This window comes from Nocardia sp. NPDC046763, assembly GCF_040645495.1.
Taxonomy (GTDB): Bacteria; Actinomycetota; Actinomycetes; order Mycobacteriales; family Mycobacteriaceae; genus Nocardia.
Genome location: NZ_JBEYYI010000001.1, coordinates 200351 through 221926 on the forward strand (window position 1 = coordinate 200351; position 21576 = coordinate 221926).

At 68.3% G+C, this 21576-nt stretch carries 20 protein-coding genes; 7 read left to right on the forward strand and 13 right to left on the reverse strand.

Translation table 11 applies throughout. The features are described from left to right. The first annotated feature begins 94 nt into the window (after positions 1-94). Entirely contained in the window at positions 95-1222 is a 1128-nt protein-coding gene (locus ABZ909_RS00955; protein WP_356995545.1) for a transglycosylase family protein, read from the forward strand. Here ABZ909_RS00955 and ABZ909_RS00960 read toward each other — a convergent pair. The 4 genes from ABZ909_RS00960 to ABZ909_RS00975 form a co-directional block, all read right to left on the reverse strand. Beyond that, positions 1219-1359, reverse strand: a complete 141-nt coding sequence (locus ABZ909_RS00960) for a hypothetical protein (protein ID WP_356995546.1) — start codon at positions 1357-1359, stop codon at positions 1219-1221. The genes ABZ909_RS00955 and ABZ909_RS00960 overlap by 4 nt on opposite strands. Positions 1360-1478: 119 nt before the next feature. Beyond that, positions 1479-3098, reverse strand: a complete 1620-nt coding sequence (locus ABZ909_RS00965) for an FAD-dependent monooxygenase (protein ID WP_356995547.1) — start codon at positions 3096-3098, stop codon at positions 1479-1481. Continuing rightward, positions 3080-4354 carry a serine hydrolase domain-containing protein gene (locus tag ABZ909_RS00970; RefSeq protein ID WP_356995548.1) on the reverse strand — a complete coding sequence of 425 codons (1275 nt, stop codon included), beginning with the start codon at positions 4352-4354 and terminating at the stop codon, positions 3080-3082. Before ABZ909_RS00970 ends, ABZ909_RS00965 begins: the two co-directional genes overlap by 19 nt. Before the next feature lie 126 nt (positions 4355-4480). After that, positions 4481-5248: an SDR family NAD(P)-dependent oxidoreductase gene (locus ABZ909_RS00975; RefSeq protein ID WP_356995549.1), complete on the reverse strand. Its 768-nt coding sequence runs from the start codon at positions 5246-5248 to the stop codon at positions 4481-4483. A 161-nt stretch (positions 5249-5409) separates the two neighbouring features. Here ABZ909_RS00975 and ABZ909_RS00980 point away from each other — a divergent pair, with 161 nt between their 5' ends. Further along, on the forward strand, positions 5410-6570 hold the full coding sequence (locus ABZ909_RS00980; protein ID WP_356995550.1) for an alpha/beta fold hydrolase: 1161 nt from the start codon (positions 5410-5412) through the stop codon (positions 6568-6570). A 57-nt stretch (positions 6571-6627) separates the two neighbouring features. Here ABZ909_RS00980 and ABZ909_RS00985 read toward each other — a convergent pair whose 3' ends face one another. Then, entirely contained in the window at positions 6628-8136 is a 1509-nt protein-coding gene (locus tag ABZ909_RS00985; protein ID WP_356995551.1) for an alpha/beta fold hydrolase, read from the reverse strand. A gap of 221 nt (positions 8137-8357) precedes the next feature. Between ABZ909_RS00985 and rsmA the strand changes: the two genes are divergently transcribed. Beyond that, positions 8358-9239 (forward strand): 16S rRNA (adenine(1518)-N(6)/adenine(1519)-N(6))-dimethyltransferase RsmA, encoded by an 882-nt coding sequence (rsmA, locus tag ABZ909_RS00990; RefSeq protein ID WP_356995552.1) that lies wholly within the window; start codon positions 8358-8360, stop codon positions 9237-9239. Between the two features lie 121 nt (positions 9240-9360). Here the strand turns inward: rsmA and ABZ909_RS00995 are convergent, their stop codons facing one another. The 5 genes from ABZ909_RS00995 to ABZ909_RS01015 all read right to left on the reverse strand — a co-directional run bounded on the left by ABZ909_RS00995 (position 9361) and on the right by ABZ909_RS01015 (position 13612). Beyond that, positions 9361-9498: a hypothetical protein gene (locus ABZ909_RS00995; protein WP_356995553.1), complete on the reverse strand. Its 138-nt coding sequence runs from the start codon at positions 9496-9498 to the stop codon at positions 9361-9363. Positions 9499-9561: 63 nt separating this feature from the next. Further along, positions 9562-10062: an LpqN/LpqT family lipoprotein gene (locus tag ABZ909_RS01000; protein ID WP_356995554.1), complete on the reverse strand. Its 501-nt coding sequence runs from the start codon at positions 10060-10062 to the stop codon at positions 9562-9564. Positions 10063-10182: 120 nt separating this feature from the next. Beyond that, a complete protein-coding gene (locus ABZ909_RS01005; protein WP_356995555.1) occupies positions 10183-12495 on the reverse strand; it encodes a heavy metal translocating P-type ATPase in 2313 nt (770 codons plus the stop codon). Then, complete coding sequence (locus ABZ909_RS01010) at positions 12492-13409, reverse strand: hypothetical protein (protein WP_356995556.1); 918 nt, start codon at positions 13407-13409, stop codon at positions 12492-12494. Before ABZ909_RS01010 ends, ABZ909_RS01005 begins: the two co-directional genes overlap by 4 nt. Beyond that, positions 13406-13612, reverse strand: coding sequence for a heavy-metal-associated domain-containing protein (locus ABZ909_RS01015; protein ID WP_356995557.1), 207 nt, complete (start codon positions 13610-13612; stop codon positions 13406-13408). The genes ABZ909_RS01010 and ABZ909_RS01015 overlap by 4 nt, the downstream gene beginning before the upstream one ends. A gap of 120 nt (positions 13613-13732) precedes the next feature. Between ABZ909_RS01015 and ABZ909_RS01020 the strand changes: the two genes are divergently transcribed. Further along, positions 13733-14656: a 4-(cytidine 5'-diphospho)-2-C-methyl-D-erythritol kinase gene (locus ABZ909_RS01020; protein WP_356995558.1), complete on the forward strand. Its 924-nt coding sequence runs from the start codon at positions 13733-13735 to the stop codon at positions 14654-14656. Positions 14657-14878: 222 nt separating this feature from the next. Continuing rightward, a complete protein-coding gene (locus ABZ909_RS01025; protein ID WP_356995559.1) occupies positions 14879-16687 on the forward strand; it encodes an ABC-F family ATP-binding cassette domain-containing protein in 1809 nt (602 codons plus the stop codon). A 162-nt stretch (positions 16688-16849) separates the two neighbouring features. Here ABZ909_RS01025 and ABZ909_RS01030 read toward each other — a convergent pair whose 3' ends face one another. Beyond that, complete coding sequence (locus ABZ909_RS01030) at positions 16850-17764, reverse strand: Abi-alpha family protein (protein WP_356995560.1); 915 nt, start codon at positions 17762-17764, stop codon at positions 16850-16852. Beyond that, positions 17755-19077: a hypothetical protein gene (locus ABZ909_RS01035; RefSeq protein WP_356995561.1), complete on the reverse strand. Its 1323-nt coding sequence runs from the start codon at positions 19075-19077 to the stop codon at positions 17755-17757. Before ABZ909_RS01035 ends, ABZ909_RS01030 begins: the two co-directional genes overlap by 10 nt. Positions 19078-19424: 347 nt before the next feature. On the opposite strand from ABZ909_RS01035, the gene ABZ909_RS01040 reads away from it, so the two are divergent. Both ABZ909_RS01040 and ABZ909_RS01045 read left to right on the forward strand, forming a co-directional pair. Further along, on the forward strand, positions 19425-20306 hold the full coding sequence (locus ABZ909_RS01040; RefSeq protein WP_356995562.1) for a DUF4393 domain-containing protein: 882 nt from the start codon (positions 19425-19427) through the stop codon (positions 20304-20306). Between the two features lie 83 nt (positions 20307-20389). After that, complete coding sequence (locus tag ABZ909_RS01045; RefSeq protein ID WP_356995563.1) at positions 20390-20911, forward strand: nuclear transport factor 2 family protein; 522 nt, start codon at positions 20390-20392, stop codon at positions 20909-20911. Between the two features lie 67 nt (positions 20912-20978). Here ABZ909_RS01045 and pth read toward each other — a convergent pair whose 3' ends face one another. Next, positions 20979-21560 (reverse strand): aminoacyl-tRNA hydrolase, encoded by a 582-nt coding sequence (gene pth / locus ABZ909_RS01050; RefSeq protein WP_356995564.1) that lies wholly within the window; start codon positions 21558-21560, stop codon positions 20979-20981. Between the last annotated feature and the right edge of the window lie 16 nt (positions 21561-21576).

Below are 21576 nucleotides of genomic sequence, written 5' to 3' on the forward strand. Positions count from 1 at the left end.
TCGGGTCGTAATCCTCGTCCCCGCAGTTCCGCCGGGGGTGGTTGTCAATCCGCGACCCCCTCGTTATCGTACTGTGACCATGCCGGGATTTCCGATGCACGCATTGACGAAGATCAACTCGTCGCGTTCCCCGATGCTGTACGGGGCCATCGCGGCGATGCTCGTCACGCTCATCTTCGGAGCCGGCGTCGCCATCATGAGCAAGAAGCAGATCACCTTCGTCATCGATGGCAAGCAGTTCGCCGAATCCACCATGCGCGGGGACGTCCGCGGGGCGCTCAAGGACGCCGGGTACGCGATCACCAGCCGCGATGACGTATCCCCTTCCGCCGGAGCGCATATCAGCGACGGATCCACCATCACGCTGAACCGCGCCCGTGAGGTCTCGCTCATCGTCGACGGCACGCCCTCCAAGGCGTGGACCACCGCGCTCACCGTGGCCGAGGCGGTCATCAAGCTCAATCTGCCCGGCGACGTCTTCACCTCGCCCGCGCGCCCGACCCCGCTGCCGCTCGAGGGCGCGCAACTGCTCATCACCAATCCGCGGACGGTCGAACTCAGTGACAACGGCGCGCCCGCGTCGCTGGTCCGCCTCGCCGCCCCGACCATCGGGGAGTTGCTCCAGTCACAGGGCCGCCCGCTGGTCAATCAGGACTCCGTGGAGCCGGCCGCGAGCACCCCGCTCACCGACGGTATGAAGATCACCGTCACCCGCAAGATCGTGGAGAACCGCACCGAGCGGGTGCCGCTGGATCCGCCGGAGAACATCATCGAGGATCAGACGCTCAATATGAGCCGCACGATCGTCGAGAATCCGGGCGTGCCCGGCACGCAGGACGTGACTTTCGCGGTCTCCATCGTGAACGGCCATGAGGCGGGCAAGGATCCGATCAAGTCCACCGTGATCGTGCCCGCGCAGCCCAAGACCGTGCGCAAGGGCGCCAAGCCGGGCACCGAGGTCCCGGACGTGCAGAACGGCACCACCTGGGATGCCCTGGCCACATGTGAATCCGGCGGCAACTGGGCCATCAATACGGGCAACGGCTTCTTCGGCGGCATCCAGTTCGACCAGAACACCTGGGAACGCCAGGGCGGCACCCGCTACGCCCCGCGCGCCGACCTCGCGACCCGCGAGGAGCAGATCGCCATCGCCGAAGTGACGCGCGCCCGCCAGGGTTGGGGCGCGTGGCCGGCCTGCACCTCACGGCTCGGCATCGGTTAGAAGGACTGACCCGACAGTGTGGACAGCAGCTGGAACGGCATGCTGAGGAACATCAACCCGACATAGAGCGGGTAGCGGATCGGATCACCGTTGAGATAGCCGTCGGCCAGCCAGCTCATCAGGTCTGCGGAACCCATGTCGCATCTCCCTTGCGTAGTGGTTACTGCCACCGGGCATTTCGATCCCGCGAGTTCCACTGTTACCGAATAGAAGTATCGGCTGCCCCGTGGTCGGCGCTCGACGCGAACGCGCCGGGTCAGCGGAAAGTGGATTCGAGGTAGTCGACGAGGTCGGCGGTGGTGGCCGTGCGGTGGGCGAAGCCCAGGTAGCCGTCGGGACGGATGACGAAGGCCGATCCGTGGTCCGCGCGGTAGGCCCCGGCGAACTCGCCTGCGGTGTCGCGGATCAGTGGGAGGGTGGTCGCGGCCGCGCCGGCCCGGGGTGCGGCGATCAGGTAGGCGTCCAGGTGGCCGTGGGCCGCGGCGGTCGCGGTGACGGCCAGCTGTTCCAGGTCGCGCAGGTCGTGTTCGGTGGTGGTGTCGTCCGCGTAGAGCAGCAGGGTGTGGGCGGTGCCGTCGATGAGGGGCAGCAGCCGGAAGCCGAAGGCGACGGCGTCGCGGGTCAGGCCGCGGGCGTCGGGCGCGCGAGCGCCCGCCCGCGGGGCGGGATCGCCGGGTGGGGACGGCGCGACGATGGGGCTGCCGGCGTAGTCGATGAGAAGTTGTGCCTCCCGGCGCAGGACGTAGGCGGGGTCGGTGGAGTCCGCGCCGATGCCTTCGCGGGCGCTGCGGACCGTGCGGCCGACGACTTCCTCGCCCACCGGGCGGCGTTCGAGGTCGTAGGAGTCGAGCAGGGTGGGGGAAGCGTCCCCGGTGAGCGCCAGGGCCAGTTTCCAGGCCAGATTGTGGGCGTCCTGGATGCCGGTGTTCATGCCCTGGGCGCCGGTGGGCGGGTGGATGTGGGCGGCGTCGCCCGCCACGAAAACCCTTCCGCGGCTGTAGGAATCGACGATGCGGTGGCTGATCCGGAAGACCGAGGACCAGCGCAGGTTCGACACCTGCGCCGGTTCGGGCGCCAGGCGGTCGACGACCGCTTGGAGATCGGGCAGATCGGGCGTCCACCCGGTGGCGAAGCCGTGCTCGACGTCGTCGTCACCGGTCGTCGGATCGCGTGTCCGGCCGTTGGGGAGCAGCATGGAGATGCGGTACCGGTGCCGGCCGGGGAGCGGGATGCAGACCAGCAGATCATCGGTGACGCCGTTGGTCCGGTGGCTCGCGCGGATGTTGTATCCGCGTGGCATCGACCAGCTCAGTTCCACGTCCCCGAGCATGTAGTGCTCGGTGAAGGCCGCACCCTCGAAGGAGAGACCCAGCGCCTTGCGGATCGTGCTGTGCGCGCCGTCGCAGCCGACGAGATAGCTTGCCCGCGTGGTCTTCTCACCCATTCCGCTCGCGAGTGTCACGGTGACCCCGTCGGCGTCCTGCTCGAAAGCCGCGACCCGTGTACCGCGTTCGACGGTGCCGCCCAGCACGATGAGCCGGTCCCGCAGAATCCGCTCGGTCTCGTACTGCGGCAGGCCGGCGAATCCGAACGGCACGTCCGGCGGCAGCGTCAGCTCTATCCGCGCGCTCTGCTCACCATTGACGAAGGCCAGCTGCCCGCGCAGTTGGATCGCCGCATCCAGGATCCGACGCAGCACCCCCATCTGCTCGAACACTTCCAGCGCACGCGGTTGGATGCCAACGGCTTTCGCGTACGGCGGTGGTTCCAGCAGCGGGTCGACGATCCGGCACGGCACGCCCCGGCGGCGCAGTTCGATCGCCGCGGTCAGACCGACCGGTCCGGCGCCGGCGATGATTACCGCGGTGTCGTCCATAGGGGCGAACCTGTCGGTGATTCGGACGGCTCGGGGGTGCTATCAGCCGAATTGTGTTGTGCCGGGTCGTGTCCGGGCATCGCGCCGGCGCCGTAGAAGGCGGGCAGTATGCCCTTCACCAGTACCAGCGCCGCCCCTTCGCCGGACGGAACAGCCGCCAGGTTGGTGGCGACCACGATGGTGAGGCCGGAGTCGGGATCCGACGCCATGTAGGTCATGTAGCCCGGGATCTGGCCGTCGTGCCCGAACTGATGCTCACCGAATCGCACGATGCCCAGGCCGTACCCGGCCATGGCCGGATCGGCCGGATCGATCGGCTGGATACTGTCCATCCGCATCTTCTGGAACTTGGCATCGAGCAGCTTGCCGTCGATGAGCGCCTTCGCATACATGGTCATATCGTCGACCGTCGAGATCGCCGCACCCGCGGTCCAGGTCCACGACGGGCTCGAGGTCGTCCGGTTACCCGGTTGCAGCGTGCCTGCCAGCGCAGCGGCCCGCTGATCCGGCGGCAGTGCGAAGGTGTCGATGGTGGAGACCATGGTGCCGAAGGCGTAGCCCTGCGGATGCGGATCCGGCATCGAGGAGTCCGCCGGCGCGGGGAACGACGTGTGCTTCAGCCCGAGCGGTTCGAAGATGCGCTGCCGGAAGTTGTCGGCCACAGGCATATTCGTGACCTTCTCGATGACCAGGCCCAGCAGGATGGTGTTGGTGTTGCAGTACTCGAATTTCTCGCCCGGCTGGAAATCGACCGGGTGCGCGAACGCGATGGCCAGCAATTCCTCCGGGGTCCACACCTTCTGGGGATCCTTGTCGATCGCGGCGCTGAAGTCGTAGTCGAAGGTGTAGTTGTAGAGGCCGCTGCGCATTTCGGCGAGCTGGGCGAGGGTGATGCGGTCCCCGTTCGGCACACCCGGCCAGTACTTTCCGATCGGATCGTCGAGGGAGAGCTTGCCCTCCTGGGCGAGCTGCATGAGGACCGTCACCGTCATGGTCTTGGTATTGCTGCCGATCCGGAAGTGGTCGTCCACCGTCATCGGATCGTCCTTGCCGATGGTCCCGGTCCCGAAGGTGGCGGTCCAGTCGCCGTCCTTGGGCGACTCGACCACCACCACCGCTCCCGGAATGACGTTGTCCTTCATCAGTTCGGTGATGATGGGCCGCAACGTCGCGGCGTAGCCGGGCTCCTTGGACCCCGTATCGTTCGACGACCCACACCCTGCCGCGACCGTCAAACCCACGGCTGCGATGAGCACGCCGAAACTCCGCCGGTATCCCATAACTCTCCGTCCGGGTCCGCTGGAACGTGGTTATGAAGCTGCTCGAGCGCTTGTCAGCCTAACTCCGTACCAACCGGTCGCGAACGGAAATGGGCGGTGTCGCTACATCAGTGCGCCACCATCGACGCGGAGCTCGGTGCCGGTCATATAGCGGCCGTCATCCGAGGCGGCCATGGCGACGACACCCGCGATGTCCTCGGGCTTGCCGAGCGCGCCGCCCTCGATCCACCCGGGCAGCCGCGCCATGAGCGTCCAGTCGGCGTCGGCGGGCAGTTCCAGACCGGAGGTGATGCCGGTGCTGATGCCGCCGGGCACGATATTGACCGCGCGCAGGCCCTTTTTCACGTATTCCAAGGCGATGGAGTGGGTGAGCGCGTTGACGCCCGCCTTCGACGCGGAGTACGCGGCCATATAGGGATTGGACCCGAAGGCCGAGGTGGAGGAGAAATTCACGATCACGCCGTGCCCGGATTCGATGAGCGCGGGCAGCGCGGCCTGGATCATGAGGAAGGTGCCGGTCAGGTTGACCGAGATGACCCTGTTCCAGTCCTCGAGGGGCATGTCGTGGGTGTGCGCGGCGCGCAGGATGCCCGCGGCGTTCACCAGAACGTCCAGGCCGCCGAGGAATTCGAGGGCCTCGGCGGTGACGGCGCGGACCGCCGCCGGGTCGGAGATGTCGAGGGTGAGGGTGCGCAGGCGCTCGCGCTGATCGCCGGGGACAGCGTCGACGGTGGCGGCCAGTCCGGCCTCGTTCACATCGGCGGCGACCAGGTAGGCTCCCTCTTCGAGCAATCGCAGGGCCACGCCCTGTCCGATGCCCGATCCCGCTCCGGTGACAAGTACTCGGCGACCTTCGTATCTGCGCGACATGGCGAGAAATTAGAACAAGTTTCAAGGCGCGTCAATGGGAAGTTCCGGCATCCTCTCGATCAGCTGATTGCCAGAACTTTCTCATACTGGTCCTACGTTCAAATCGATAAACTCGGGCCCCGAACGGGAATGGTCATCGGGTCGGGACTAATGGAGGATTCATGAGGTCGGTCGGTTGGCGTACACGGATTTTCACCGCGGCCATAGCGTCGGCGGGCACGCTGCTGGCCCTGCCGGGAACCGCGGCCCACGCCGAGACGGCCGGCACCGCCTTCGCCACCACCGCGCTACCGGACGGCTTCCGCGGCCTGCCGAACGGCACCATCATCGACTACTGGACCACCCGCTCCAATGGCGAACCGGTGAAAGCCAGTGGCGCGCTGTTCGTTCCGTCCGGTCCCGCACCCGCGGGCGGTTGGCCGATCATGGCCTACGACCATGGCACCTCCGGCATGGGACCGGGCTGCGGCGGGCAGACCGACGACTCGAAGGTGAGCTGGCCCCGGGAAGAACAGGTGCTGCAGTACTTCGTGAACAAGGGCTTCGCCGTGGTCGCGCCGGACTATCTGGGCCTGGGCCGCTTCGATACCGGCCCGCACCCGTACCTGGAGATCAGCACCGAGGCCGGTTCCACCATCGACCTGGTCAAGGCGGCCCGCGCCGCGAATCCGGCGCTCTCACGCACGTGGGCGGTGACCGGCTTCTCACAGGGCGGTCAGGCGGCGCTGGGCGCCGCGCACCTGCAGGTGTCACAGACCCCTGACCTCGACTTCCGCGGCGCCATCGCGGTCGACCCGGAATCGGACCTGGAGAAGATCGCCCCGTTCATCGGTCCCCGGGTGCCGGAGATCCCCGGTCAGGCCGGAACCGCGATCAACGCGTTCGTGGTCAGCATGCTGGCCGGGCTGCGCGCCACCCACCCCGAGGTCGATGTCGACAGCTACCTCACCCCGCGCGGCAAGCAGGCCCTGGACGCCTCGCAGAGCCTGTGCTTGCTGGACATCATGAAGGTGGTCGACGGCATGGGCATCGGCGACATGCTGTCGCGGCCGCTCGATACCCCGGAATTCCGGGCCGCCATGAACGAGTACATGACCGTGCCGGTCAACGGCTACAACGCGCCGATCCTGCTGCTGCTCAACACCAATGACACCGCCGTGCCGTCCCCGCTGCACGCGGCGCTGGCCGCGCAGTTCGCCGCCAATGGCGTGGACTTCCAGACGGTGGTAGGTACCGGCACCCACACCCAGTTGAACCCGCAGATGTGGGATGCCATCGGCGCGTTCAGCGATCGGATCCTGGCCACGCCCACCGTGCCGTGACGATGGTCGCGTGACCTCTTCGGGGGCTCGGGGTGAAAGCCCCGGGCCCCCAACGACTTACTGGGGGAACCAGCTGAAATCGGGTTCGCAGGTGACGTCCTGCTCCGGGCGGACGCCGGTGGCGAAGTAGGTGTTCACGATATCGTTCAGGCACGGGCTCAGGCCCGGCCGGAACGCGCCGTGAATCCTGGTGTCCGCCAGCGTCACCAGGCGTGATCCGGTCAGATCCGTATGCAGCGCAAGCCCTTCCGAGTATGCGGTGCGGGTGTCGTGGACATTGGCCACGATCAGCACCGGCGCCGCATTGCGGATCTCGGTGGGCGGTTCCACCGGGTCCGGCCAGAAGGCGCAGGCGGTGATGTTGTTGGCGAACGCACCGAACACCGGTTGCGTCGGCCGCGCGGCCTCGACATTGCCGTAGTACCAGGCGGGATCGCGCGGCGCGGCCTTGTCGCCGCACATGATGGCGGCCATGGCGGCGGCGTCCAGCGGCACCACGGAGACGATCCTGGCCTTCAGCGCGTCCATGTCGATGGGGCCGCCCGCCACGCCCGACGCCACCATGGTGAGCACTTCGGCGAGGTTGGGGTTCAGCTGCGGGTTCGGCAGCAGCGCCAGCAGCATCATGGGAATGGTGTGCTCGTCGACCAGGTAGCCGCTGCCGTAGATCTCGTGACCCGCGGACCGCCGGATGAGGTCCTCGACCCAGGCGCGTACCGCCTCCGGGGTGCTGCCGAAGTGGTACTGATCGTCGTGGCGGGCCGCCCATTTCGCCCAGTCGTCGAGGGCGTACTCGTTGATCGCGCCCATGTCCTGGTAGAGCCCGACGTAGTAGCGGTCCGGGTCGATGGCGCTGTCGAAGACCATGCGGTCGGCGTGGTCGCCGAACATCTGGGTGTAGACCGCGCCCAGGTAGGTGCCGTAGGACGCGCCGAAGTAGTTGAGCTTCGTCTCGCCGAAAAGGCTTCGGATGAGATCCATGTCGCGCGCGGTATTGCGAGTCGTGATGTTGCGGGCCTTGTCCGGGTCGGTGCCCACGCACGCGGTGGCCAGCGCCGCGGCCACGGCGGTGTCGCGGGCATAGCCGAATACGTCGAATCCGGCGGAGAAGAGCATGGTGGGCACCGGAATCGTGCAATTGACCGCATCGGAGCGGCCGACGCCGCGTGGGTCCATGCCGATCAGGTCGTACTGTGCGCGTACGTCCGCGCTCATGGCCTTCTGGGTGTTGACCGGCATCGCCAGGCCGGCGCCGCCCGGACCGCCCGGATTGGTGATCAGGATGCCGCGGCGGCGCGCCGGATCGGTGGCGGCGATGCGGGAGATCGCGATGGTGAGCGTGCGACCGTCCGGATTGTTGTAGTCGAGCGGTACCAGCACGCCCGCGCACCGCGCGCCGGCGGCGTCGAGGGCGGCGTTGTCGCACGGCTTCCACTCCAGTGTCTGGTGGTAGAAGCGGTCCAGTCCCGGGGCCGCGTCCGCATTCGCCGGTCCCGCGGGCAGCGTGACCGCCGCGGTCAGCAGCGCCGCGCCCAGGACGAGCCGTCGAATCCGCCGAGCGGGCATGCACTCTCCTTCACGGTTGTGTTCCCAAGGGGCGACGCTACTCGGATACCTGGCGAAAGACCGTGCGACATGGCGGATTTGGTCCGGCGCGCACGGCCGCCACGTCCGGTCGAGCGGGTTGGCAAATATGTGGCAAACATCAGTGCTGGATTCCGGGCGCCACAGCCCTCGCGGTGTGACCGGGTGCCGGGTGATTCACGCAGCTTGATAGGTTTTCCAGAATGTCCGAACCCGAAGTCGCCGGTCGTGGAAAAGCCGCCCTGCTGGGGCCCGCCGAAGTGCGTGAGCTGGCCGAGCGATTCGGCGTCCGCCCGACCAAGCAGCTCGGGCAGAACTTCGTCCATGACGCCAACACCATGCGCCGCATCGTCGCCACCGCGGGCGTCCACCGTGACGACACCGTGCTCGAGGTCGGTCCCGGCCTCGGCTCGCTGACCCTGGCGCTGCTGGACGTGGTCGACCGGGTCATCGCCGTCGAGATCGACCCGACCCTCGCGGCCCACCTGCCGGAGACCGCCGCCGCCCGCGCCCCCGAGCTCGCCGATCGGCTGACCGTCGTCCCCATGGACGCCATGAAGGTCACCCACGCCGACCTGCCCGCCGCGCCGACCGCGCTGGTGGCCAACCTGCCCTACAACGTGGCCGTGCCGGTACTGCTGCACCTGCTGGCCGAATTCCCCAGCATCCGAACCACTCTCGTCATGGTGCAGCTGGAGGTGGCCGACCGCCTCGCCGCCACCCCCGGCGGCCGCATCTACGGCGTGCCCAGCGTCAAGGCCGGCTTCTTCGGGACGGTCCGCCGCGCCGGAACCGTTGGCCGCCAGATCTTCTGGCCAGTACCCCAGGTTGAATCGGGACTGGTCCGCATCGACCGCTTCCCCGAATCCCCCTGGCCCCAGGACGAATCCTTCCGCCGGCGCGTCTACGCCGTCGTCGACGCCGCCTTCGCCCAGCGCCGCAAGACCCTCCGCGCCGCCCTCGCCGGCTGGGCCGGCTCCGCCGCCGAAGCCGAAAAGCGCCTCACCGCAGCCGGAATCGCACCCACCGCCCGCGGCGAAACCCTCGATACTGCCGCCTACGTCCGCCTCGCCCAGCAGGAATGAGCCGAAAGACCTGCCACCCCACCCGGAGTGAGTGGGGTGGCACCGGGCTCGGGTGGATCAATAGGGGTCGGTAACCCCTTCCTTCGGTGGCGCCGGCCGGTCCGGGCGTGCTGGGTCGTGATCAGATCGGTGCGGGCACGTCGATGGTCAGCTGGGACGGGCTGGGGTTCGTGCTCACCTGGGCGGAGATTTGGCCCGAGCCTTCGAGGGTGAAGAAGGCGGCGTTCCAGCAACGCCACTCGTATCGCGGCTGGCTCACACCCGAAAGTCGGCCGATCGATCCTGCACCGCCCATCGTCGGTGGTCGGGCACGCGGTGCGGGTCAGGCCGAAATGGACAGGCCCTGGAGCAGGGTGGTGGGGCCGGAGCCGTCGCTGTCGTCGCGGGTGGTGATGGTGAGCTGGACCAGGTACTGGCCGTTGTCGGACTCGACGATGATGTAGCGGTTGTAGGCCCAGAGGGTGAGCTGCTCGACGTTGTAGGTGCCGGTGATGCCGGCGGACGGCCAGCCCTCGAAGTCGGTGGTGTCGGTTTCGAGGTCCTGCCAGCCGGGGAGCCGGCGGGCGTCGTCGAAGGCGTGGGTGAGCAGTTCGCGGGCGTCGACGGGCGGGGTGAAGGTGGCGACCAGGACGACCGCGTTGTCGGCCCAGCCGTTCACGGGAGCCTGGGTCCAGACACCGTAGGAGCCCGGGAACATGCTCGGCGGAACCTGTTGCCAGCCTTCGGGAATGCCGACCGCGACCTTGGGGGCGCCGGGAGCCGCGGGGTCGACCGGGGCGGCCTCGATCTGGGCGGCGGCCAGGTATTCGGCGATGGTGGTCAACGGGGCTCCTCGCGAGGGGGCGGCGGTGGTCACCCGCCATTCAACACGATGCGACAGGGCCGCCCGGATCCGGTGATCGGGGCGGCCCTGTCGCATCGCGGGACGAGCGATCGGTGTCGCTCATCCGCGAAAACGGCGCAGTCGCAGGCTGTTGCTGACCACGAACACGCTGGACAGTGCCATGGCGGCACCGGCGAGCATCGGGTTCAGCAGACCGGCGGCGGCCAGCGGGATGGCGGCCACGTTGTAACCGAAGGCCCAGAACAGATTTCCTTTGATGGTCCGCAGCGTGGCCCGCGACAGCTTGATCGAGGTCGGCACCGCGCGCAGGTCGTCACGCACCAGGGTGAGGTCGGCGGCCTGGATGGCGACGTCGGTCCCGGTGCCCATGGCCAGGCCCAGATCGGCCTGGGCCAGGGCGGCCGCGTCATTGACGCCGTCGCCGACCATGGCGACCACCTTGCCCTCGTACTGCAGTTTCTTCACCACGTCCAGCTTGTCGCTGGGCAGCACCTCGGCGATGACCTGCTCGATGCCCACCTGATCCGCGACCGTGCGGGCAGTGGCCGCATTGTCGCCGGTCAGCAGCACCGGGGTGAGGCCGAGCGCCTTCATCTCCGAGATCGCCTGGGCGCTGGTGGGTTTCACGGCGTCGGCGATGACCAGCACGCCGCGCGCCTGCCCGTCCCAGGCCACCACGATGGCCGTCTTCCCCGCCCGCTCGGCCCGGATCTTGGCGTCCGCCAAGGACTCCGGCAGCGTGATGGACCAGTCCTCGAGCAGCTCGATGCGTCCGATGACCACCGCGCGCTCGCCGACCAGACCCTGCACGCCCTTGCCGCCGTGGCTGACGAACTGCTCCACCTTCTCGGTGTCGAGTCCACGCTCGGCCGCACCGGCGACCACGGCCCTGGCGACCGGGTGCTCGGAGCCGTGCTCTACGGCCGCGGCCACCGACAGCAGCTCGTTGGCGTCCACGCCGGCGCCCGGAATCGCCTCGGCGAGCGTCATCTTGCCGGTGGTGACGGTGCCGGTCTTGTCCAGCACCACGGTGTCGATGCGCCGCGTCGACTCCAGCACCTGCGGGCCTTTGATCAGGATGCCCAGCTGCGCGCCGCGTCCGGTGCCCACGAGCAGAGCTGTGGGCGTGGCCAAGCCGAGCGCGCACGGGCAGGCGATGATCAGCACCGCCACCGCCGCGCCGAAGGCGGTCGCCACGGACGCACCGGTGCCGAGCCAGAAGCCCAGCGCCGCCACCGCGATCGCGATGACGATCGGCACGAACACGCCCGCCACCTGATCGGCCAGCCGCTGCACGGGAGCCTTGCCGTTCTGCGCCTCCTCCACCAGCGCAGCCATCTGCGCCAGCTGGGTATCCGCGCCGACCCGGGTGGCGCGCACGGTCAGCAGACCGCCCGCGTTCACGGTCGCGCCGACCACCTGATCGCCGGGGCCCACCTCGACCGGCACCGATTCGCCCGTCAGCATGCTCATGTCGAGGGCCGAACTGCCGCTCACCACCACACCGTCGGTGGCGACCTTTTCGCCGGGACGAACCAGGAACTCTTCGCCGACCCGCAGGTCGCCGATGGGGATGCGGGTTTCGACGAGGTGCCCATCGCGCCGCTCCCGGGACCCTTCGTGGTTACGCAGGCTGCCGCCTTCGGGTCCAGCGCTCGCGGCGGCACGCAGCACCGACACGTCCTTCGCGCCCAGCTCCAGCAGCGCCCGCAGCGCGGATCCCGCCTTCTCCTTGGACCGGGTCTCGAAGTAGCGGCCCGCCAGAATCGCGGTGATCAGCGTGGCCGCCACCTCGAAGTACAGCGCCGACGACGAGTCGCCGCGCTCGATGGCCAGGCTGAACGGATGTTTCATACCGGGCATGCCGGCCGTGCCCCAGAACAGCGCGTACACCGACCAGCCGAAGGCGGCCAGTGTGCCCGACGAGATCAGCGTGTCCATGGTGGCCGCGCCGTGCTTGGCGTTCACCCACGCGGCCCGGTGGAACTGCGACCCGCCCCACACCACGATGGGCGCGGTCAGGGTCAGCGACAGCCACTGCCAGTTGGTGAACTGCAGCAGCGGGAACATGCCCATGGCGACCACGGGCACGGCCAGCGCCAACGTCACCAACAGCTTGTGCCGCAACTGATCCGCCGCCGACGGGGCCGAAGCGGATTCGGCTGCCTCGGTTTTCACCGGCTCGGTGTGGTGCACGGCTGCGGTGTAGCCGGTGTCGACGACCTTCGCGATCAGGTCATCGGTCGTCATCGACTCCGGGAAGCTGACCTTCGCCTTCTCGGTCGCGTAGTTCACGGACGCGGTGACGCCGTCCATGCGGTTGAGCTTCTTCTCGATCCGGGCCGCGCAGGAGGCGCAGGTCATCCCACCGATATCGAGTTCGATCGAACGCTCGGGTGCCGGGGCGCTCATGAGTGACCTCCTCCGTGGTGGGCGGGCGCGTCCGAATCGGATGCGGCAGTGGATGTTTCGTCGGTGAATTCCGCGGTGTGCACCGCGCCGCCGTGCTGGAAGTCCAGGTACAGGCGGTACTTGCTGTCACTCGGCGCAGCCGGCTGGGAGGTAAAGGCCGCGTGGAAGACGATATCGGGGCCGGGTGCGGTCTTGCCGACCTCGCCCTCGGGGTGGACGTGCAGGTAGGCCAGGTCGGTGGCCCGCAGTGCGACCAGGTGAGCGTACGCGCCCAGGTAGGGCTGCAGATCGGTCACCGGCTTGCCGTCGCGGGTGACGGTGAAGGTGAGTTCGCTGCCCGCGGTGGTCAGGTCGCCGTCGAGGGTGACGCGATAGCCGTCCACCTCGGCGGTCTTGGCGGCCGCGGGCAGTGGCTTGTCGGTCACGTTCCCGGCGACCGCGATGGTGCGGCTGAGCACCAGTTCGCCGGGCCCGCCGGCGGGGGAGAAGTCGGCGAACACGCGGTAGCTGCCGGGTTCGGCCCATTTCCAGTCGATGGACCAGGTGCCGTCGGCGGCCCGGGCCGGATGCACGTGCCGGAACTGACTCGCGTCCGAGCGGACCACGATCAGGTGCAGGTCCTTCTCGTGCAGGTCGTTGTAGCGGGTGACGGTGCCCTGCGGTCCGGTGATCCGGAATTGCAGTGCGCCTTGCTGATCGGGGGCGGCGGGAGCGCTGATGTCGCCGAGGGTGTAGCCGGAGAGGCTATTCTGCAGGCCCGTTGCGGCGGCGGCTTCGTGCCGGCTGTGGTCGGGGGCGGCCTCGGCCGGGGCCGCGCCGGACCGGTCGCCCGCCAGGGCGCCGATGCCGAGCGCGGCTCCGAACAAGACGACCAGTCCGCCGCCGAAGGCGGCGAACTTCAGTCGATCGTTCACCTGGCCACCTCGTAACCCGCTTCGTCGACGGCGGCGACCACATCGGCGTCGGTGAGTGGGGCGCCGGACTCAACCGTGACCAGGCCGTTGGCGAGATCCACATCCACGCTGGTGACACCGTCGATCTTGCCGATCTCCTTCTGCACCGAACCGACGCAGTGGCCGCAGGTCATGCCGGTGACGGTGTAGGTGCTGGTGGCCATGGTGGTCTCCTTCGCTCGCTGTTCATACGGTGAGGGGGTATCCCCGACATCCGAAACATACCCCCCATGGGTACCTGGCGCAAGTACTCGAACGGGAAATCTGTCGACTAGGCTGAGCGCGTGCTCTCAGTTGTGCCCAGCCCGCTCATCGTGCGCGCGCCCGCGAAGGTGAACCTGCACCTCGGGGTGGACGATCTGCGCGCCGACGGCTACCACGACCTCACCACGGTGTTCCAGGCGTTATCGCTCAGCGACGACGTGCAGATCTCGCCGTCCTCGGCGCTGCGCGTAAAGGTTGTCGGCGAGGGGGCCGACGAGGTTCCCACCGATCGCGGAAATCTTGTCTGGCAGGCCGCGGTCAAGCTGGCCGATATGGCCGGACGCGCGCCGTTGGTGGAATTCGCCATCACCAAGGGCATTCCAGTGGCGGGCGGCATGGCCGGCGGCAGCGCCGACGCCGCCGCGGCCCTGGTCGGCCTGAACGAGCTGTGGGAACTCGGCCTCGGGCGCACCGAATTGTCCGATATCGCAGCCGAACTCGGCAGCGACGTCCCCTTCTCGCTGCACGGCGGCACCGCCCTCGGCCGCGGCCGCGGCGAGGAACTGCTGCCGGTGTTGTCCCGCAATACCTTTCACTGGGTGCTGGCCCTGGCCAAGGACGGCCTGTCCACCCCGGCCGTCTTCCGCGAACTCGACCGCCTGCGCGAAGTCGGCGACCCGCCGCGGCTCGGCAGCCCGGAGGAGCTGTTGCAGGCGCTGGCCTCCGGCGAGGCCAAACAGCTCGCCCCGCTGCTCGGCAACGACCTGCAGGCCGCGGCGCTCTCGCTGAAACCCGAACTGCGCCGCACCCTGCGGGCGGGCGTCACCGCCGGAGCCCTCGCGGGCATCGTCTCCGGCTCCGGCCCGACCTGCGCCTTCCTCTGCGAAAGCGAGGAGGCCGCGGTCACCGTCGCCGCCGAACTCGCGGGCGCGGGGGTGTGCCGCAGCGTCCGAACGGCCTACGGCCCGGTGCCGGGCGCGCGCCGAATTGTAGGCGACAACTGATTTCGTGACGTTCGGGGTAATCCCGTTGAAATCCCAACGTGACAGCTGGTTCCGTGACCTCCGGGTAACTCCTGGGGCACGTCCGAAGTCGGTTCGGCTCCCAGCCGCCGGTACGCGTGCCCAACGGTCAGCGGCTCTCAGCCGGGCGCTGAAGGCCCGGTGAGGCGGTATTGCGTAGGCTCTTACGGTTCGGCAAATGGCACGGAGAGGCGGGACAGGCCAGTGGCCAACCTGATCAACCTGGAAGCGGTCTCCAAGAGCTTCGGCATCAAGCCGCTGCTCGACAATATCTCCCTCGGGGTTCAGGAGGGGGAGCGAATCGGTGTCGTCGGTCTCAACGGTGGTGGCAAGACCACGCTGCTTGAAGTGCTGACCGGAATAGAAGCGCCCGACTCGGGGCGCGTCAGCCGTCGGGGCGACCTGCGTATAGCCGTCGTCACCCAGCGCGGCGTGCTCCCCGAGGGCGCGACCGTCGGCGAGGTCGTGCTCGCGGGCCTGGCCGAGGATCAGCGCACCGACGGTGTGGCCGAACACGAATGGGCCTCCAACCCGCGCATCCGGACCGTGGTCGAGGGCATCGGCATCGCCGACCTCGGCATGGACACCCCCGTGGCCAACCTCTCCGGTGGCGAGCGCCGCCGCACCGCCCTGGCCGCCGCCCTGGTCCGCGACCTCGACCTGCTGGTCCTCGACGAGCCCACCAACCACCTCGACGTCGAGGGCGTGCAGTGGCTGGCCGAGCACCTGCTGAACCGCCGCAGCGCGCTGGTGGTCGTCACCCACGACCGCTGGTTCCTCGACACCGTCGCCACTCGCACCTGGGAGGTGCAGGGCGGCCGGGTCGAGACCTACGAGGGCGGCTACAACGACTGGATCTTCGCCCGCGCCGAACGCGTCCGCCAGGCCGACGCCAGCGAGGCCCGCCGCCAGAATCTGGCCCGCAAGGAACTCGCGTGGCTGCGCCGCGGCGCGCCCGCCCGGACCTCCAAGCCGCGCTACCGCATCGAGGCCGCCGAGGCCCTGATCGCGAATGTGCCGCCGCCGCGCGACACCGTCGAGCTGGCCTCCTTCGCGCGAAAGCGCCTGGGCCGCGTGGTGATCGAGCTCGAGGACGCCACCCTCGCCACCCCGGACGGGCGGGAACTGGTGACCGACCTGACCTGGCGGCTCGCCCCGGGCGAGCGCGTCGGCCTGGTCGGCGTGAACGGGTCGGGCAAGACCACGCTGCTGCGCGCGCTCGCCGGCGACGCGGACCCGAAGTCCGGCAAGCGGATTCAGGGCCAGACCGTCAAGATCGGCTGGCTGCGCCAGGAACTCGACGACCTGCCGCTGAACATGCGGGTGCTGGAGGCGGTCCAGGACGTGGCACAGCGCATGATGCTGGGCGACAAGGAGATCAGCGCCGGCCAGCTGGCCGAGCGGCTCGGCTTCACCCCGGCCAAGCAGCGCACCCCGGTCGGCGACCTGTCCGGTGGCGAACGCCGCCGCCTGCAGCTGACCCGCATCCTCATGGCCGAGCCCAATGTGCTGCTGCTCGACGAGCCCACCAACGACCTCGACATCGACACCCTCCAGCAGCTCGAGGACATGCTCGACGGCTGGGCGGGCACCCTGGTGGTGATCTCCCACGACCGCTACCTGATCGAGCGCATCTGCGACTCCACCTGGGCGCTGTTCGGCGACCGCAAGCTCACCAACCTGCCCGGCGGCATCGAGGAGTACCTGCGCAAGCGGGCCGGTCTCACCGCGGGCAAGACGGCCGCTCCGGTCAAGGCCGCGGCCCCGGCCGCCGCGAATTCCACCGCCCCGGCGACGGATTCGGCCGCCTACCGTGCGGCCCGCAAGGAGCTGGCCAAACTGGAACGGGCCCTGGAAAAACTCACCGACCGCGAGGACAAGCTGCACGCGGCCCTGGCCGAGGCGGCCACCGAGCCGGACAAGCTGGTCACGCTCGGCGCGGAACTCAAGCAGGTGCAAGCGGAAAAGGAAGCCACCGAGGAGCGCTGGCTCGAACTCGCCGACAATGCCTGATCCAGGGTCACATACGTACGGCCGAACCGGTCACGCCCGCTGTGGTTCTTGCGTATGTCAAGGCGACAACTGATTTCGTAACGGTCGGGGTAACTCACCGGGTACGTCCAAAATCGGTCCGGCACTTGACCGCGGCACGGATGCGTGGCGTACTACGGCTCCTCAGCCGGCCGCTGAAGTCCCGGGGAGGCGGGGGAGCCCCGGGGAGGCGGGGGAGTCCAGCGACGGGATGGGCAGGCAGGTGCGGGTGAATCCCGCGCCGAACGAGGTCAATTCGATGGTCCGGTACATCACCTTGGTGCCGAAGCTCGCCCGCTTGAGTAGCCGGCGCACCTCCGGCATGGCCTCGAGCAACTGGTAGCGGTTCGGATTTCCCAGGGCCTCGCGGGTGATGTCGATCAGGCCCAGCCGGTCCAGATTCGTCAGATATTCGTTGATCCGGTTCGGATACCGCAGCGCCGCATCTTCGCCCAGCAGGTTGAAAACGCCGCGGTAGGCGGTCCGCCCGGTCTTCACTTCCACCGCGGGCTGCGGCCCGTCCAGGTACAGGTGCCGCACCACGCGCGCCTCGTCGGGCGCGAGCTCGCCCAGGATGCGGGCGTAGGCGGTGTGATGGTGGTTGTCGTCCTCGGTGTGGAAATCGGCGGAGCGGCGCAGCAATTCGGCGCCGCGGGCGCGCAGCGCGCTGGCGGGACTGGATTCGGGGGCGATCTCGGTGGCCTCGGGCGCGGTCACGCCCAGCGCCTGCCGGACCGAATGCCGCACCTGCGCACCGGCATCGGAGAGGATCTCGCGCGGCGGCTGCCCGGCCATGCTGCCGCGCAGCACCACCGAGGTCACGCCCAGCGCGGTGTGCAGGCTCCAGAAGCTCGCCTCGACCGCGGCCGACATCGCCACTCGCACCACCCCGGTCGCGGCGCGCACGGGCCCGGCCGCGCCCCGGCGCTCGGTGGCGTCGACCGGCACCGGCAGCGGCGCGGCCTCGCGAACAGCGATGTCGGTGCTGGTATCGGCGGGATCGTCCTCGCCCGAACCTGATTCGGCGCGCGCACCGGTGGACGAGTCGGTCATATCCATGAGGTGGCCACTCCTGTTCCGAAGATCAGGAGGTGAGCGTAACCGGCGAACAGGCCCAGCGCGCCGCCATGGACGAACAAAAGCCATTCGTCCTGTTTGATGGCCGAACGCAGCATGTCCACGAACTCCGGCGGGGGCAGCGCCGACATTTGTTTGGCGATGTACTCCTGTACCTGCTTGCCCTGCTGCACGTTGAAGGCCGGGTCGGCGAAGGCGATCGGCGCGATGGTCATCGCCTCCGAGGTGAAAGTGTCCTGCAGCGAGTCGTACTCGCGGCTGCCCAGGGCGAACTTGACCACCGACCGGGCCGGGCCGAGCGCCCGGTCGGCCGCCGGCTTGAGGGTGTCCTGGAGCATCTGCATGGTGCGGTCGGCGCGCGGCCCGTTGAGCAACTCGTCGCCGATATTGGCGACCGTCATGATCTCGCTGGCCACCAGGGCCGCGTACCCCTCGGTGATCTCCGGCTGTCGCTTGATGAGCAGGCCCTGCCGCCACGGGCACCACCACTTCGGGTAGGCCGGTTCGAAGATCAGGTTGATGCCGATCCAGTTCACCACCCAGCCGATGATCACCCCGCCGACCGGCAGCACCACCAGCGACGACCAGCCGGTGAAGTGCAGGATGGCGACCAGCACCAGACCCATGGGCGCACCGAAGTAGAAGCCGAAATTCTGCATGAATCGCAGTTCCTTGGCGCCCAGCACCTGGAACACCGAGTTCAGCATCTGCGGTCGCGCCTGGAAGTAGCGAATGGTCATCGACTTGACGTCCAGCAGCTGATCGATGTTCTTGCCGAGTTCATCGGTGAGTTCCCGGAGAATATCGGGCAACTGTTCGCGTACCCGGCTGTGGACCATCTCGCGCAGACCGTTCGGCAGGTTGTACCAGAGCTGCGGATGTTCGCGCTTCAGGATGTCCTCGACAATGTCGCGAATCTGAAGGTCCGCAATTTCAACAAAGTGTTCAGCGAGCTTGTCGGGTTCCAGTTCCCGATAGAAATCCGCGACGCTGCCGAGTTTCGCCAGCCCTTTGTCCACCGCGATGCTGGCCATCTTGTCCGCCCGCGACGGCACGATCCCCTGCCAGCCGATCCGGCCGTCGTACTGCAGCAATGGCAGCACCTGAATGCGCTTGGGCAGCAATGGAAACAGCGCAGCCAGCCCCGGCAGCCGAAATCCGTGGAACCGGATCGGCTTGAACAGCATGAGCACACCGGTCCAGTTGGTGATATAGCCGATCACACCCGTGAACAACGGGATGGTGATCAATTCCAAGAGGATGGTCGGACGCACCCCAAAGACACTTTCCAGCACGACACCCTCCTGCCGACCCGCAACGCACCGCCGTTGGCGTTGACAACCCCTCGGCGGTTCGGACCTTACTGGCTATTAAGTAAGCGAGTCCAGCGGCGGAGTGTCTGAGTCGGAGATCTCGGTCACACTGCCCGGGCTCGATGTCCCCGTCTCTCGACGGGCGCACGAGAATGACGGGGACCACATCCATATCGTGCCTTGTGCGAGTTGTGTTGGGGGTCATGTGCGTCGTTCTGCGGCGGACGTGGACTGGGGTAACCTTCGTCTGGCTCGCGGGTTCAACGTGCCCGAAGGTCCGTCGGGGGCAATAATCTGTGGACGATTGGTTCACCTGGCGATATTCGGAGATGGACGTGGCGGAAGACAGGATCCCGGGGCAGGACGTGGCCCGTCCGGGACCCCGTGCCGTGGAACGCAGTTCGGATGTGGAGAAGCGGCAGATCAGCAATGAGGCCCGGCTGATCCGCGGGGCCTTCCGCGCCGCCGGCCTGGCGGTCGGCACCGCGGTGCGGGGGACCGAGTGGGCGGTCGGCACCAGCTTCGAGATCACCAAACAGCTGACCCAGGCCGCACTGGACGGCGAGTCGTCGGCCGATATCGCCGAGCGCACGGGGGCGGCGCTGCGGTCCATCGCGCGCAGCGCGCTCGGCGTCACCGAGGGTTCGGTGCGCGAGATCGTCAGTTATGTACCGACCCCCATGGGGGCGCCGCCGCCGGCCATCACCAACGGCCTGGTGCGCTCGGTCACCAACGAGGACCTGCGCCGGCGCGGCGACGCGCTGCTGGCCCGGTCGGCCGACGTCTATTTCACCGAGGACGTGCACCCGGCCTACGACCGCATCCTCGATCAGCTCGCCCCCGATGAGGCCCGCATCCTGCGCTTCATGGCGCTGCAGGGTCCGCAGCCATCGGTGGATGTCCGTACCAACCGGCCGCTGGGCATCGGTTCCGAGCTGGTCGCAGGGGACCTGACCTCGGTTCCGGAGCAGTCCGGCGTCCGCTACCCGGACCGGGCCCGGCACTACCTGATCAATCTGAACCGCCTTGGCCTCACCATGACCTCGGAGGATCCGGTTATTTTGTCGCGATACATGGTGCTCGAGGTGCAGCCGGTCGTGGAGCAGGCGCTCAAAAAGGCCGGTCGCGTGCCCAAGATCGTGCGAAAGAGTCTGCGACTGACCGAGTTCGGCGAGGACTTCTGCAACACCTGCTTCAGCATCAACGGCTGAGTCGGTATCCGGCTGATAGCGATCCGGTACAAATCCGTGCCGATCCCTGAAGGTTTCCTGCGCCTGATGGGATGGTTGAAGGTATGGATTCCGATGCCGTCGCGGCGATCAGCCGGCTGAAGTTCCGTTACCTGCGCGCGCTCGACACGAAGGCGTGGGAGGAGTTCGCCGACACGATGATTCCGGAGGCCACCGCCACCTACAGCGAGTACCTCCAGTTCGAATCGCGCGACGCCTTCCTGGCCTTCATGCGCAATACCCTGGGCCCGCACGTCATCACCGAACACCGCTGCGACCACCCGGAAATCGACGTTCACGGCGACGAGGCGACCGGCACCTGGTACCTGGCCGACACCGTCCTCATCCCGGGGCACAACATGCTGCTCCGCGGCGCGGCGTTCTATTCGGACCGCTACGTCCGCTGTGACGACGGGCAGTGGCGCATCGCGCACACCGGATACGAGCGCACCTACGAGGTGGTGTTGTCCCTGTCGGATCTGCCCAGCCTGCGCCTGACCTCGAGCCGTTGGGGGCTGATCGCCCGCGAACCCGCCGACAAGCCCCGCGTCGAACCCGGCTCGGACGGGACGGGCGCAATCGGCTGACGGCACCGGGCCGCGGGCTCACCGCGCCGAACGTGCCGCTATCGCTGGGTGCCGAATACGTTGCGCGTCAGTGCAATTGGTTCTGCGCGGTTTCCAAGCCCACGCGCAGCAGCAGTTCGACCGCGTCGGCGGTCTGCTCGACGATCACCGGAACCTCTTTGCGTTCCGACGCGGAGAAGGGCTTGAGGACGTAGTCCGCGGGATCCTGGCGGCCCGGCGGGCGCCCGATGCCGAAGCGGACGCGCAGATAGTCCTTGGTGGTGAGGGCCTGCGAAATGGAGCGCAGCCCATTGTGCCCGCCCTCGCCGCCGCCGCGCTTGAGGCGGATGGCGCCGAAGGGGAGGTCGAGCTCGTCGTGGACGACGATCACCTCGGTGGCGGGCACGGAGAAGAATTTGGCCAGCGCCGCGACGGGCCGCCCGGACAGGTTCATGTAGGTGCGCGGCTTGGCCAGCAGCACCTTGCGCCCGTCCAGGCGGGCCTCGAGCAGATCCGCGCCGGACTTCTTGTGCACGGTGAAACGGCCGCCGACGCGCTCCGCGAGCACATCGGCGACCAGGAAACCGACATTGTGCCGGGTGCGCTCGTATTCGGATCCGGGATTACCCAGACCGACCACCAGCGCGGGCCCGGCCGTTGCCTCGGTCATCGAGAACCGTTGTGGG

What these genes read in the sequence shown, in the direction of transcription:
- ABZ909_RS00975 (WP_356995549.1), bottom strand. Translation starts at nt 5,248, where the DNA reads ATGTCGCGCAGATACGAAGGTCGCCGAGTACTTGTCACCGGAGCGGGA.
- ABZ909_RS01045 (WP_356995563.1), top strand. Translation starts at nt 20,390, where the DNA reads ATGGATTCCGATGCCGTCGCGGCGATCAGCCGGCTGAAGTTCCGTTAC.
- ABZ909_RS01005 (WP_356995555.1), bottom strand. Translation starts at nt 12,495, where the DNA reads ATGAGCGCCCCGGCACCCGAGCGTTCGATCGAACTCGATATCGGTGGG.
- ABZ909_RS01015 (WP_356995557.1), bottom strand. Translation starts at nt 13,612, where the DNA reads ATGGCCACCAGCACCTACACCGTCACCGGCATGACCTGCGGCCACTGC.
- ABZ909_RS00985 (WP_356995551.1), bottom strand. Translation starts at nt 8,136, where the DNA reads ATGCCCGCTCGGCGGATTCGACGGCTCGTCCTGGGCGCGGCGCTGCTG.
- ABZ909_RS00960 (WP_356995546.1), bottom strand. Translation starts at nt 1,359, where the DNA reads ATGGGTTCCGCAGACCTGATGAGCTGGCTGGCCGACGGCTATCTCAAC.
- ABZ909_RS01040 (WP_356995562.1), top strand. Translation starts at nt 19,425, where the DNA reads ATGGACGTGGCGGAAGACAGGATCCCGGGGCAGGACGTGGCCCGTCCG.
- ABZ909_RS00955 (WP_356995545.1), top strand. Translation starts at nt 95, where the DNA reads ATGCACGCATTGACGAAGATCAACTCGTCGCGTTCCCCGATGCTGTAC.
- ABZ909_RS00965 (WP_356995547.1), bottom strand. Translation starts at nt 3,098, where the DNA reads ATGGACGACACCGCGGTAATCATCGCCGGCGCCGGACCGGTCGGTCTG.
- ABZ909_RS01030 (WP_356995560.1), bottom strand. Translation starts at nt 17,764, where the DNA reads ATGGATATGACCGACTCGTCCACCGGTGCGCGCGCCGAATCAGGTTCG.
- pth (WP_356995564.1), bottom strand. Translation starts at nt 21,560, where the DNA reads ATGACCGAGGCAACGGCCGGGCCCGCGCTGGTGGTCGGTCTGGGTAAT.
- ABZ909_RS00980 (WP_356995550.1), top strand. Translation starts at nt 5,410, where the DNA reads ATGAGGTCGGTCGGTTGGCGTACACGGATTTTCACCGCGGCCATAGCG.
- rsmA (WP_356995552.1), top strand. Translation starts at nt 8,358, where the DNA reads ATGTCCGAACCCGAAGTCGCCGGTCGTGGAAAAGCCGCCCTGCTGGGG.